Source organism: Microcystis panniformis FACHB-1757, assembly GCF_001264245.1.
Classification (GTDB): domain Bacteria; phylum Cyanobacteriota; class Cyanobacteriia; order Cyanobacteriales; family Microcystaceae; genus Microcystis; species Microcystis panniformis.
On record NZ_CP011339.1, the window covers coordinates 822,135 to 835,015 of the forward strand.

Below are 12,881 nucleotides of genomic sequence, written 5' to 3' on the forward strand. Positions count from 1 at the left end.
TCTGATAATCAACCTGACTTCTTTACCATAAAAAACGGGAAAAAACTGTATCAAAATTAGCAGAAATGGGCAAAAAAAAAATAAACTCGTTTCCGTTAATTATTGAAGGAAATTTGCCGATGAAACTCGCCATTAAGCCCCTTGTTTTATCCACTGCCAGTTTAGGGTTAATATTTGGGGTGGCACAAAACGCCCAAGCCGCTCTGATTACTGGAGTTACTGCTTCCACCGATATGGGTGTTATTAATCCTGCTGATGTTAATATAGCCGATACTGTCAATGGAAGAGGGTTGCCAGGTAATACACCAAGTCTGACGGGGAATCATGCTACGGCAATTGGAGGTAATGCTTGGCTGTCAGCGCCGAACATTGTCACTGGTAATGTCACTTTCAATCTCAATGGCAGCTATAGCCTCGCTGGTTTTAGCTTCTGGAACTTCAATCGGGACATCTTCACTGGGGGAATTAAGGGCGTAACTGTTCAATCCTCCACCGATGGTACGACTTTCACTACTGTAGCGGGCGCTCCTACTCAGTTTGCTATCGCAGCTAACGCTCCTATAGCTCCAGAAGTGATCAGCTTTTCTCCGGTTACTGCGTCCTTTGTCCGATTTGTTGTTGCTAGTAACTGGGGATTCTCTTCTAGCGGCTTCTCTGAGGTTCAATTTGATGGAACTCCCACTCCCGTCCCTGAACCTTCTTCCTTGCTTGCTCTGTTAGCCTTTGGTTTAGCGGGTGTTGGTTTCAGAAAAAGAATGTAATCTTGAGATGGTAGGTTGGTTTATAGGATTCGTGGCAAGAGACCAACCTACTTACTTAGGGCTTGCTGAATAAATGTGAAATGTAGGTAAGGTGAGGGTTTTGTGGCTTTTCTCGCCAAACAGGTGCAAGATTTTGAGAGAATCGTGCTTCCAAACCTTGCGTTTTCATCGGCCCGCGTCCTGTAGGGGCGAAGCATTCGGGCAATAACCTATCGGTGAAACTAGAGATTTTCTATCCGAATGCTTCGCCCGTACTTTTTCAGCAAACCCTACTTAAAGCAATCAAAATCGTTGTCAACTGTTGCCTTGGGCGCTAAGATTGGGTTAATGGCTTTTCTGGGGATTTTCTGGCGGGTTTCTGTGCTTGGACAATCAGGGAAGAAATGGAATTTTTAGCAACTTTAGAAACAGGCTTGATCTCTGCTGTGGCAATCATCAAGTTTTGCCTAGAAAGTCTTTCAATCGCTTGTGTGGTAATCGGACTCATTAAAACTCTACAATTAGCTTGGCAGTCTAATCGTCACCGTCGCAGTCGTCCTTCTTTTTCCTTCAATCAATTTCGCATTCGTTTTGGTACTTGGCTATCTTTAGCCCTAGAGTTTCAGTTAGGTGGAGACATCGTGGCTACCACTGTCACACCTACTCTAGAAGCCTTGGCAAAACTCGCCCTCATCGCTATTATCGAAAATTTGGGTTAAAACCCCGTCGTTTTACGACGGCTTTTCCTGATTTTCAATGTAGCACTTAAGAACTTCCAGGGGCGCACCTCTCAGTTATCAGTTATCAGTTATCAGTTATCAGTGGGTAAGTTATCAGTTATCAGATGTGAGTTTTTAAGTGTGCAGTATTAAATAAGTAGTCGTGCAAAATTAATTTCCTAGTGAAGATAGGCAAGAGGCAAGAGACAAGAGGCAAGAGGCAAGAGGTGGTTAGATATGTGTAATTAATTTTGCTTAGGTACTTAGAAGTTTCCTACTGTCTTTTTACTGATTACTGATCACTGATTACTAACCGACTTGACATTATTAACAGACCTAGTTAAAATAAATACAGACACACACATATTGGCTCTTCTGGTTTCTGTGTGGAAACGAGGTCTATACTGATAGTTTATTCCGCCAAATAGCACTAAAAGTCTTGCCTGATAAGCATTTCACGATTCCATAAGCAAAAATTATCACACAAAGTCGAGAAGAGCCACATATTAACCCAATGAAAGCGAGGTATCAATACCGTATTTACCCAACAGACCAACAAAAGAGGCTTTTGTCTCAGTTGTTCGGGTGTGTGCGCGTTGTCTGGAACGATACCTTAGCTCACTGTCAAGAACTCTATCGACAAGGAGAGAAAAAGCCAAAATATACCGAGTTATCTAAAAGACTAACTCAAGTCAAAAAAACAGAAGAAAAGCAGTGGTTGACCGAGGTTTCTTCTATCCCTTTACAACAGTCTTTGAGAGACTTAGAGACAGCCTATTCTAACTTTTTTGCATCTTGCAAGGGAGAGAGAAAAGGAAGAAAAGTCAAACCTCCTAAATTTAAGAAGCGTAAATCTAAACAATCAGCGAGATTTACTGACAATGGTTTTACCATCAATCAATATCACGTTACTTTAGCAAAAATCGGTGATTTAAGAATAGTTTGGAGTCGTCCATTACCTTCTAAACCTTCTAGCGTCACCGTGATTAAAGATGCAGCAGATCGCTATTTTCTCAGCTTTGTTGTCGAGATTCAGTCCGAAATACTTCCTAATAACGGGGAGTCCGTGGGAATCGATCTAGGGATTGCTACTTTTGCGACTCTCTCAACAGGGGAAAAGATAGACGCACCGAAACCGTTAAAGAAACAATTAAAACGGCTAAGAAAGGCACAGAAAAACCTTTCTAGAAAACAGAAAGGAAGTAAACGACGGGAAAAAACTAGGAAACGAGTAGCTAAAATCCACGCAAAGATTAAAGACGCTCGCACTGATTTCTTGCAGAAACTATCCACTAGAATCGTTCGTGAAAATCAAACGATAGTTTTAGAGGATTTAAACACATCGGGAATGCTTAAGAATCGCAAGTTATCCCGTGCCATATCAGACTTAGGATGGCGTTCTTTCCGAGATATGCTATCGGCAAAATCTGATAAATGTGGGCGTGATTTTCGGATAATTTCTCGATGGGAGCCAACGTCTCAGCGATGTTCCTGTTGTGGGAATATTGGCGGGAAAAAGGCGTTAAATATCCGCGAGTGGGAATGTCTTTTCTGTGGGACTTTCCATGATAGGGATGTAAACGCTGCAATTAAGTGCGATTCGTTCAGTCGAAACCTAGAAATAGGGGGATGACTGGCCTCTGTTGAGTAACCCTAACTGGGTTGAGTACGCACTTTAATCCTCAGCAGATGACAACTTCATAACCTTGTAAGTGAGGGCTAGTATCCTAGAAACCCCAAGTCTTACCTTCCAGACGCAGGAATGAAAGCAAACGCCCTTACGGTAGCGACTAGCCATCAATCCGTAAAGCAGGGAATCGAGCGGAAAAAGCGACTTATAGCCTAAATAAGTCAACCGTAAGCAAGTTCCTATGGATAACGAAAGTTAAGTCATCGTCCGAATTACCGTTACGGCGAAGCAGTGAAATAAGGCTGACACACTGCCAGTACCAAAAGGTCAATAGTATAGGGTGGTATAAGGATTTGTATCGATATACCAAGCGTTACCCAAAAACTCGGTAAAAAGATGACATCCTAAAGGGAACAAACCAAAGGTTATGAGGAACGAAGTAACCCTATTATTACTCTTTAGTAAAGGTCGAAAACTAAGAGCAGTCAGCTAAGACGAAAACTCTGCAATACAGCAGGTAATAGTAGGGAAAGATTGAGTCAAAAGCCAACGCCTATTTGTAACGAATAGGATATGCAGACGGACTCACGATTACATGGAATGAAAAGTTGTAAGTAGTAATGTAAAAGTTATGACCACTGTTCAACAGATGGATAAATGGAAGACTTGGCAAGACATCAATTGGAAAAAGGTTGAACGTCAGGTTTTTAAGTTACAAAAACGAATTTTCAGAGCGTCTAGTTGTGGAGATGTCAAGAAGGTTCACAGACTCCAAAAATTATTGTTAAAGTCCTACAGTGCTAAAGCGTTAGCGGTGCGTAGAGTAACCCAAGACAATCAAGGAAAGAAAACCGCAGGTGTGGATGGAGTTAAATCTCTAACCCCAAAACAACGGTTAACCCTAATGACTGAACTAAACTTGGGAACAAAGGTCAAACCCACACGCCGAGTATGGATTCCCAAACCCAACGGCGAAAAACGACCTTTAGGAATACCTACCATGAAAGACCGTGCCTTACAAGCACTAGCTAAACTGGTACTAGAACCAGAGTGGGAAGCCAAATTCGAGCCTAACAGCTATGGATTTAGAGTAGGACGCTCTTGTCACGATGCTATAGCAGGGATATTCCAAGCCATTAACAAAAAGGCAAAGTATGTTCTTGATGCAGATATAGCTAAATGCTTTGACCGCATTGACCATCAAAAACTGTTAGAAAAACTTAACACCTACCCAACCATGAGGAAACAAATCAAATCATGGTTAAAAGCAGGAGTCATAGACGACAAACAGTTATTCCCAACCTCAGAAGGTACACCGCAAGGCGGAGTGTTATCGCCATTATTGGCAAATATAGCACTTCATGGGTTAGAGGAATTGGTTATGAATCTAGCACCCTCATTTGACATGAAACGCAAAGACGGGACACAAATGAGTGTTAGAGACAAAATAAAATCAGTGACCTTAATCCGATATGCAGACGATTTTGTGGTACTACATGAAAACCTAGGGGTTATTCTCCTAATCAAAAAGGAAATAGAGGGATGGTTACAAAACATCGGACTTGAGTTAAAACCAAGTAAAACAAGAATAGCCCACACACTGAGAGAAGATGAAAGCGAACAAGCTGGATTCGACTTTCTAGGGTTTAATATAAGACAATTTCCCGTCGGTAAATACACCTCGGGAAAAGTCAGAGGTAATCTGCTTGGTTTCAAAACAATAATAACCCCTAACAAAGAGAGTCAAATAAGACACTATAGAGAACTTAAACGCATCATAAACACCAGCAAGGGAATCAACCAAGCTGAACTCATTAAAAGGTTAAACCCTGTAATAAGAGGATGGTGCAATTACTTCTCAACAGTGGTTAGTCAGAAAATCTTTGAAAGATTAACCCACATCCTAGGGCATAAACTCATCAAATGGGGGATAAAACGCCATCGAAACAAAGGAAGAAAGTGGATTTCTAAAAGACACTTTCACACAATAGGTGGCAATAACTGGGCTTTCACAACCAGAGAAGAAAATAATCCTCTAAGGTTGTACGAACATAGAGAAACGGAAATCCGACGCTATGTGAAGGTCAAAGGGAACGCCTCACCCTACGATGGAAACCTAGTTTATTGGAGTTCAAGAATGGGGACTCATCCCGAAATGCCAACAGAAATTTCAAAACTGTTGAAAAAGCAAAAAGGGAAATGTACTCACTGTGGACACTTCTTAAGAGATGGGGATTTAATGGAGATAGACCACATCACCCCTAAATCACTAGGGGGGAATAACAGTTACAATAACCTCCAACTTCTTCATCGACATTGCCATGATGAAAAGACAGCCAATGATGGCAGTCTAGGCAACAAATCTGACTGCAATAGTGTCAAGCCAGAACCGCCCATACCAGATAATTACATCTGGGTAAAGGATATGTTGGTAATGACGTAGGAATGACAAACCCCGTGTAGTTGAGGAGCGGAATGACGAGAAATTGTCACGTTCCGTTTTGTAGAGCAGTAGGAGAGGCGACTCTCTTACTGACTTTAATTATCAAGGTCGCCGGTGGGCAATCGGAGACCTCAAAAAACGGACGCAGAGGAAGGTGTAAGACTTCTGTTAAAGAAGCAGCATCCCGTGAAGCGTCAACCCAACCGAAGATCGTTCAATTAAGTTTGTTTGATCTGTAGGGAATCACCGTCCGTTTACGGCGGTGAGGATGTCAACCGAACTTTCCTCAACTATTTCCTCAGCCAAGAATTGGAAACGGAATTGGCCCTGGAAAAAGAGCGATCGCAACTAGCAGACCAGGACAATCTCAGGGATGTTTAATGCCAAAAAAAGCTGAGTTGACAATCACCTGACACTAAACCCTGATAAGTTGTTGACTATTGAGGGTATGCTAAAAAACTTTTTGCCGCAAACCCTAGATAGTCAACAGCTTATTACTTTCGATCGCCCACTGGGTTAATTCCGTGCGATTATGAAGACCGGTTTTATGGAGCATATTCGACACATGACTTTCGATTGTCCGTTGACTAACATTGAGTTTTGTTGCGATTTCCCGATTAGCCAGTCCCTGGGCGACCAATTGTACTACTTTTAACTCCGTTGGGGTTAATTCCACATTACCCGGAACCTGAACAGGGGTGACATCCGGGGAATGAATGCGGGTGCTGCGTTTCAGCAACCGGCCCGCTTGTTTGAGGGAAGACTCCACCCGGGCCACTAATTCTTCCGGTTCAAAGGGTTTGACTATATAGACAGCGGCCCCGGTGATTAAACCTGTCACCTTGTCCTGACTTTGATCCTTAGGGGAGAGAAAAATCACGGGAAGACCACTAAAACGACTGTCGCGACGAATTGTTTCGAGGAAGGCATAACCATCCATTTCCGGCATGATCAGATCACAGATAATGATATCGGGCATTTCCCTTGCTTTAGCCGCATTTGCCCCGCGTTCGAGGATTGCTAGGGCCTCCCGACCGTTTTCTGCGGTTATCACCCTATAACCACGAAACTCTAGATAATCCTTCACCAAAAGTATTAAATTTGGGTCATCGTCGATTAATAAAAGTTGTTTATTGTCTTTGTTGGTCTCTTTCATCGCTATTTTTCTGGGCTGCAGGGTTGGGGGAATGGAGACGGACAAAGGATTGACAGGCACTCATGCAACAGGTAGTTAGATATGTGTAGTTAATTAGGGTTTCAGCTAGTTTTAACGCTGTTTTCCTCTATTGTTTCGGGTTCTTCTCTGGAACAGTTCAGGGAGATTGCTGGTAAATCGTGGCAAAGGAAAGCATATTCGGTGACGATTTGATTACCGATTAGGTGTTCTTGGATAATTCTTTCGATCGCTTCCTTGTTTACCCTTCCATACCAGACTCCTTCCGGGTACACTAATAAAATCGGGCCTTGGCTACAAACCCGCAAACAGTTGGCTTTAGTGCGAAAAATACAACCTAGACGGTCGGCCCTAGGGCGATCGAGTTGTAATTCACTTAACCGCTTCTTTAAATAATCCCACACTTCTAACCCTTCTTCCTTGTCACAGCATTTTGGCTTAGTTTGATCGCAGCAGAGAAATAGATGACGCTGGATCTGGGCCAGTCCCAACTTAGCCACATTTTCCCCCAAGATATCTCTAGTGTCCGCTTCTTCCATAAATTTTTTTTATCAACTAAACTCTTGACATTGAACAGAAAATGTGCATGGCCGACTAAAATTTCGGTTTGAGGATGTAACGATAGATAAGATAAACGATAGCGGCAAGGATTAAAGCGCTTAAAACTGCGCTGACTAGGCGTAAAATCGCCGTTAAAATCGAAAGAGCCACAAAAACCCCCGCCACTGCCACGACTACCTGTGCCGGTGTGGACAGGCTGCCGTACCAAGTTTTCACTTTTTCGAGAGTGGCAGCGAAACTAACCGGGGTAGCAACGGGGGGAAAATCGTCGGTTTCGATTTCCACTTCCACTTCCTCTGGGGTATATTTATTATCGAACGGTTCGGGAGACTGCATAAACACTCAAGCTACTTAACACTTCATCCCTATTTTATCGGTGATTGGGGTTGACAGGGATTGAGACAGAATTAATGTAACAATGAGTTTATCAATAGCCAAACGACCGGAATTTATGAGCCTATCGACTGCCACCGTTACCGCCATCAATTATCCTGATGCTACCATCACCCGGGCCGAACGCGCCCTCTGTTGTTCTCCTTTCCGTGTCACCCTATTTGCCGCTATGCTGGAGCAAAGTGTATCACTTTTAAGCATCCCTGGTGCTGGGGGTTTAGAGAAAGGTTATACTTCCAGACTGCTGACGGAAGCGGCAGCGGAAAGCTATCTTCTCTGGTTGATTAAAGTGGGAATTTTGCGGCGCGAAGTAGATGGACAGGGGATAACCGATAGTTTTCGTCTCACTCCTTTAGGAAGGAAATTAATAGAAAAATGGCAACCCCAAGGGGACTTTTTCCCTAAACCCACTTTCTGGCAAAGATTTTTTAATACTCTGCAACGTTGGTTTTCTTTTTAATGCTGTTGGGAGTCAGTTATCAGTTATCAGTTATCAGTTATCAGTTATCAGTTATCAGTTATCAGTTATCAGTTATCAGTTATCAGTTATCAGTTATCAGTTATCAGTTATCAGTTATCAGTTATCAGTTATCAGTTATCAGTTATCAGTTAAGTAGTCATGCAAAATTAATTACCTGCCCGATCGAGCTAAAACCCTTACGGGGCAATGATCGTCATGTGTAAATAATTTTGCCTAGGTACTTATCAGTTATCAGTTATCAGTTATCAGTTATCAGTTATCAGTTATCAGTTATCAGTTATCAGTTATCAGTTATCAGTTATCAGTTATCAGTTATCAGTTATCAGTTATCAGTTATCAGTTATCAGTTATCAGTTATCAGTTATCAGTTATCAGTTATCAGTTATCAGTTAACTGAAAATACTCAATAAAAAAACTAGATGAAAGCAATTATGGTAGTGGGGACAACATCCCACGCGGGTAAATCTTTTTTAACTGCGGCTTTATGTCGTTTATTCAACCGGAAAGGTTGGCAGGTAACACCCTTTAAAGGTCAGAATATGGCCCTTAATGCCTATGTTACCGCCGGAGGGGAAGAAATGGGTCACGCCCAGGCGGTGCAAGCATGGGCCGCGGGGACAATTCCCCGGGTAGAAATGAACCCAATTTTATTAAAACCCCAGGGAAATATGACCTCTCAGGTGATTATTAAAGGTAAGGCTGTTGGTGTCACTACGGCAGCGGATTATTATCAGAATTATTTTGACCAAGGTTGGCAAGCAATTAAAGAATCTTTAGCTAAATTATCGGCAGAATTTGATCTAGTTGTCTGTGAAGGTGCGGGAAGTCCGGCGGAAATAAATCTCAAACATCGCGATTTAACTAATATGCGGGTGGCTAAATATCTCGATGCCGCTACTATTTTAGTGGTGGATATTGATCGCGGGGGGGCTTTTGCTCACGTCGTCGGTACGTTAGAATTATTAGAACCGGAGGAAAGAGCTTTAATTAAAGGTATTGTGATCAATAAATTTCGCGGACAAAAATCTCTCTTAGATTCAGGGATTACTTGGCTAGAAGATTATACAAAAATTCCCGTGTTGGGAGTTCTTCCCTATAGTGATATCTTTTTAAGTGCCGAGGATTCTCTTAGTTTACTCGATCGCCCCGCCCAAAAACCTAAAGCTGAACTAAATATCATTGTCATTCGTCTGCCTCATATCGCTAATTTTACTGATTTTGACCCTCTCTGTGGTGAAGCAACGGTTAATGTCCGTTATCTAGAATTACAGGAATCTTTAGGTGATCCCGATGGGGTAATTATCCCTGGCTCTAAAACCACTGTTGCTGATTTAATTGCTCTTAATCAAAGTGGTATGGCTAATCAATTACAAGCCTATCACCAAAGGGGAGGTATTATCTTTGGCATCTGTGGTGGTTTGCAAATGTTAGGGCGATTAATCCTGGATCCTGACCATCGAGAAGGTCCCGACAGTGAGGCAGCTGGCTTAAATTTACTGCCGTTAAAAACGGTAATTACTGACGAAAAAATTACCCGTCAACGACAAGTTTTATCCAATTATCCCCAAGGGGGTTTACCAGTAACAGGATACGAAATTCACCAGGGAATAAGCGAATGGGAAAGTGAATCAGGTTATCAAAAAATGTTCGAGGAAGATGCTAGTCTAGGAATTGTCAATGATTCTCTGTCAATTTGGGGCTGTTATTTACATGGTATCTTTGATAATGGTTCTTGGCGAAGAACTTGGTTAAATCATCTACGTCAGCGTCGCGGTTTATTGTCTTTGCCTACGGGAATTGCTAACTATAGTGAACAAAGAGAAATAACCCTCGATACTATGGCTAATTTATTGGAAGAACATTTAAATCTTACACCTATTTTTGCTCATTTGTAAGGAAAAATTATGACTATTTCAGTGCGTTTTTTACCCGATGATATCATCATAGAAGCGGAAACTGGAGAACTATTATTAGATGTAGCCAAAAAAGCGGGAATTGACATTCCTACTGGCTGTTTAATGGGTTCCTGTCACGCTTGTGAAGTAGAATTAGATGATGGTACTCAAATTTGTAGTTGTATTACTGGTATCCCCAGCGATCGAGATTCTTTAACTGTTCATTTATACTCCGATCCGCTTTGGTAGTTGCTCCCTCGGATTTAGTCAAACTTGGGAATAATCCAAGCTGCTATAATAGCCAATAAAACAACAATTTCTAAGACTTTATATAAGTTAAGAGATTGTAGCCACTGAAAACTATTGGCTAGACGCAAACTTAACCCCCATTGACGTAATTGAGATAACCATAATTTCGGGCTATCTTGTTCACGAAAACCCCATTTAAGGATAGACAATAACAGGGGAACTCCCCCCACTTTAGCAGTCATGAGCAGGTGCAGCACCAGACATACTGCCATAATTAACCAACTGAGCAAATGGGCATAATACCAAAAGTGATTTAATTCCCCTTCTGGTAGCCATTTGGAATCCATCATCCGGCCACTATACAAAGCAAAAGTTAGGGCAAAAAGAGTCAAAGTATTGACTAAACGATGGAGACTATACCACCAAATCGGCTTACCAAATTGGGTTAATTTGTTAAGAGAATCACTTTGAATTAATCTTTTGTTGCCCCGACGAAAAGCATAGATAGCAAAAACGGGAAAGATAATCAGAGTATAGAGGCCAAAAGTGCCATGAATACTTTCAATTTCTTGATATTCTGGTAAGGGCAGTTTTAACCAACGACCGTCAAAAGTATCATAGGTCCAATAGGCCGTAACCATGGCGGCAATGAGGGCAATTCCCGTGAATCCGTGCAGAATTCGCAGTAAAAGAGGTTGATAAGGTTGATTAGTTTTCATGAACTCGATCGATACAATAGGGTATGTAAACTTGCCCAGATACTATGTTAACTAATCCTTGGCTCGTCGCTGTTCTTCTCAATACCGTCCTCCTCGGAATCGCCTGGATTGCCCCAAAAAAGCTCTTAACTCGGATGGGTTATCTCCATGCTTGGGTTTTAGGGGTGATTGTCTGGGGAAGCTTGGGATGGCGCGGTTATCTAATTGTTTTATTCTATTTCCTCGTCGGTTCTACTGTCACCCGCATCGGTTTAGCACGCAAGGAAGCGGAGGGAATTGCCGAAAAAAGAGCGGGGGTACGCGGTCCAGAAAATGTCTGGGGTTCCGCTTTAGCGGGGGCAATTTGCGCTATCCTAAGTCTTTTTGCCGCTTCTCCCTGGGATTGCCTCTTAATACTCGCTTATGTGGCTAGTTTTAGCACCAAATTAGCCGATACTACTGCCAGTGAGGTGGGTAAAGCTTACGGTAAAACTACTTATCTAATCACTAATTTTAAATCCGTCCCCGGGGAACAGAAGGTGCTGTTAGTTTGGAAGGAACGCTCGCTGGTTTGCTGGCAGCCACGGCGATTTCCCTGTTAGCATGGGCTATCGGTGCGATCGATCTTATCGGTGTGTTATGGTGTGTAATTGCGGCATTTATCGCCACCAATATCGAAAGTCTCATCGGCGCTACCCTACAAACCCGCTTTCTGTGGTTAACTAATGAATTGGTCAATGTGATCAATACGGTTATCGGTGCGATCGTGGCTATACTGTTAAGCTTGCTCTGGTCTTTCCGCTAAAATTAAGTGACTAAAAAAATTTTTCAGAGAATATCTATGCTAAAGTGGCGTTTTTGTGCATTGTCCCTGCTTTTACTGCTAATTACTGCCTGTGGGACGGAAAATCAATCTAATTCTAGTTCTAACACCGCAAGTAGTCCCGATGCTGGCCGCTTGCAAACGGTGAAAAATCGCGGTAAGTTAATTTGTGGCATTAACGGAGAAGTGTCGGGGTTCAGCTTTGTTAATGAAAAAGGCGAATATTCGGGCTTAGATGTGCAAATTTGCCGAGCTATCGCTGCGGCTCTCTTTGATGATCCCTCTAAAGTCGAATATCGTAAACTTAGCCCCCAAGAGAGATTTACTGCCGTACAGACGGGAGAAGTGGATATCCTCAGTCGCAACACCACCTGGACGATTAACCGGGATACCGCCCTGGGGATGGAGTTTATCACCCCGGTTTTCTATGATGGTCAGGGAATTATGGCCACGAAAGCCAGTAATATTAAGAAATTAGAAGATTTAAGCGGAAAGTCCATTTGTGTGCTGTCGGGAACCACCACGGAACAAAATCTGGCCGATGCCATGGCAAAAGCGGCAGTTCAAGGTTATAAACCGATCGTTTCCGATGATGTGGAGGCCTTATATACAGCTTATCAGGCGGGGCGTTGTCAGGCTGTCACTTCCGATCGCTCCCAATTGGTGGCCCGGCGCTCGGTTTTTCCCCGACCGCAGGATCATCAATTATTAGAAGTGGTAATATCTAAGGAACCTTTGGCCCCGGCCGTGGCCGATGGTGATCCCGCTTGGTCGAATGCCGTCCGCTCGATCGTTTTTAGTTTAATTCAAGGGGAAGAATTCGGGATTAACTCCCAAAATATTGCCACTTTTGCCGACAGCAAAGACCCCAGTATTCGGCGCTTTTTGGGTATTGATGAGAAGTTAGGCGAAGATATGGGTTTACCCAATGATTTTGCCCAAAGAGTCTTAAAACAGGTGGGTAATTACGGTGAAATTTATGAGCGGGAAATCGGTAAACCCCTACAACTCGATCGAGGTTTAAATAATCTTTGGACAAAGGGGGGTTTATTGTATTCTCCTCCTTTTCGTTAGT

The 12,881-nt window shown here is 42.7% G+C and carries 15 protein-coding genes and 2 pseudogenes; 13 read left to right on the plus strand and 4 right to left on the minus strand.

Translation table 11 applies throughout. The features are described 5' to 3' along the window. Positions 1–119: 119 nt before the first annotated feature. The 6 genes and pseudogenes from VL20_RS04025 (at position 120) to VL20_RS30980 (ending at position 5,913) form a co-directional block, all read left to right on the plus strand. A complete protein-coding gene (locus tag VL20_RS04025; protein WP_052278375.1) occupies positions 120–761 on the plus strand; it encodes a discoidin domain-containing protein in 642 nt (213 codons plus the stop codon). Between the two features lie 383 nt (positions 762–1,144). Further along, positions 1,145–1,459 carry a DUF1622 domain-containing protein gene (locus VL20_RS04030; RefSeq protein ID WP_249264868.1) on the plus strand — a complete coding sequence of 105 codons (315 nt, stop codon included), beginning with the start codon at positions 1,145–1,147 and terminating at the stop codon, positions 1,457–1,459. Between the two features lie 514 nt (positions 1,460–1,973). Continuing rightward, positions 1,974–3,092, plus strand: a complete 1,119-nt coding sequence (locus tag VL20_RS04035; RefSeq protein ID WP_052275674.1) for an RNA-guided endonuclease InsQ/TnpB family protein — start codon at positions 1,974–1,976, stop codon at positions 3,090–3,092. 628 nt (positions 3,093–3,720) lie between these two features. After that, positions 3,721–5,532 carry a group II intron reverse transcriptase/maturase gene (gene ltrA, locus VL20_RS04040; protein ID WP_052275675.1) on the plus strand — a complete coding sequence of 604 codons (1,812 nt, stop codon included), beginning with the start codon at positions 3,721–3,723 and terminating at the stop codon, positions 5,530–5,532. A 98-nt stretch (positions 5,533–5,630) separates the two neighbouring features. Beyond that, positions 5,631–5,771, plus strand: a pseudogene (locus tag VL20_RS33580) (RNA-guided endonuclease TnpB family protein); the annotation flags it as partial. Then, positions 5,761–5,913, plus strand: a complete 153-nt coding sequence (locus VL20_RS30980; protein ID WP_158499313.1) for a hypothetical protein — start codon at positions 5,761–5,763, stop codon at positions 5,911–5,913. The pseudogene VL20_RS33580 and the gene VL20_RS30980, both read left to right, overlap by 11 nt. A 94-nt stretch (positions 5,914–6,007) precedes the next feature. Here VL20_RS30980 and VL20_RS04045 read toward each other — a convergent pair whose 3' ends face one another. The 3 genes from VL20_RS04045 to VL20_RS04055 form a co-directional block, all read right to left on the minus strand. Further along, positions 6,008–6,688 (minus strand): response regulator transcription factor, encoded by a 681-nt coding sequence (locus VL20_RS04045; RefSeq protein ID WP_052275676.1) that lies wholly within the window; start codon positions 6,686–6,688, stop codon positions 6,008–6,010. A 101-nt stretch (positions 6,689–6,789) separates the two neighbouring features. After that, on the minus strand, positions 6,790–7,245 hold the full coding sequence (locus VL20_RS04050) for a (2Fe-2S) ferredoxin domain-containing protein (protein WP_052275677.1): 456 nt from the start codon (positions 7,243–7,245) through the stop codon (positions 6,790–6,792). Positions 7,246–7,300: 55 nt separating this feature from the next. Further along, on the minus strand, positions 7,301–7,603 hold the full coding sequence (locus VL20_RS04055) for a hypothetical protein (protein ID WP_052275678.1): 303 nt from the start codon (positions 7,601–7,603) through the stop codon (positions 7,301–7,303). Positions 7,604–7,718: 115 nt separating this feature from the next. Here VL20_RS04055 and VL20_RS04060 point away from each other — a divergent pair, with 115 nt between their 5' ends. From VL20_RS04060 to VL20_RS04080, 5 genes are read left to right on the plus strand one after another with little or no spacing between them, the layout of a single operon-like run. Then, a complete protein-coding gene (locus VL20_RS04060; protein ID WP_052278376.1) occupies positions 7,719–8,120 on the plus strand; it encodes an Npun_F0494 family protein in 402 nt (133 codons plus the stop codon). Continuing rightward, entirely contained in the window at positions 8,105–8,344 is a 240-nt protein-coding gene (locus VL20_RS04065) for a hypothetical protein (RefSeq protein WP_052275679.1), read from the plus strand. Before VL20_RS04060 ends, VL20_RS04065 begins: the two co-directional genes overlap by 16 nt. Positions 8,345–8,350: 6 nt before the next feature. Then, positions 8,351–8,551: a hypothetical protein gene (locus tag VL20_RS04070; protein WP_052275680.1), complete on the plus strand. Its 201-nt coding sequence runs from the start codon at positions 8,351–8,353 to the stop codon at positions 8,549–8,551. Between the two features lie 9 nt (positions 8,552–8,560). Then, positions 8,561–10,036 carry a cobyric acid synthase CobQ gene (cobQ, locus tag VL20_RS04075; protein ID WP_052275681.1) on the plus strand — a complete coding sequence of 492 codons (1,476 nt, stop codon included), beginning with the start codon at positions 8,561–8,563 and terminating at the stop codon, positions 10,034–10,036. 9 nt (positions 10,037–10,045) lie between these two features. Further along, positions 10,046–10,285: a 2Fe-2S iron-sulfur cluster-binding protein gene (locus VL20_RS04080; protein ID WP_052275682.1), complete on the plus strand. Its 240-nt coding sequence runs from the start codon at positions 10,046–10,048 to the stop codon at positions 10,283–10,285. 14 nt (positions 10,286–10,299) lie between these two features. Here the strand turns inward: VL20_RS04080 and VL20_RS04085 are convergent, their stop codons facing one another. After that, positions 10,300–11,004 carry a cytochrome b/b6 domain-containing protein gene (locus tag VL20_RS04085; RefSeq protein ID WP_052275683.1) on the minus strand — a complete coding sequence of 235 codons (705 nt, stop codon included), beginning with the start codon at positions 11,002–11,004 and terminating at the stop codon, positions 10,300–10,302. Positions 11,005–11,048: 44 nt separating this feature from the next. On the opposite strand from VL20_RS04085, the pseudogene VL20_RS04090 reads away from it, so the two are divergent. Both VL20_RS04090 and VL20_RS04095 read left to right on the plus strand, forming a co-directional pair. Further along, positions 11,049–11,788 (plus strand): annotated as a pseudogene (locus VL20_RS04090) (TIGR00297 family protein). Positions 11,789–11,824: 36 nt separating this feature from the next. Further along, on the plus strand, positions 11,825–12,880 hold the full coding sequence (locus tag VL20_RS04095) for an amino acid ABC transporter substrate-binding protein (RefSeq protein ID WP_052275684.1): 1,056 nt from the start codon (positions 11,825–11,827) through the stop codon (positions 12,878–12,880). Position 12,881 lies beyond the last annotated feature (1 nt).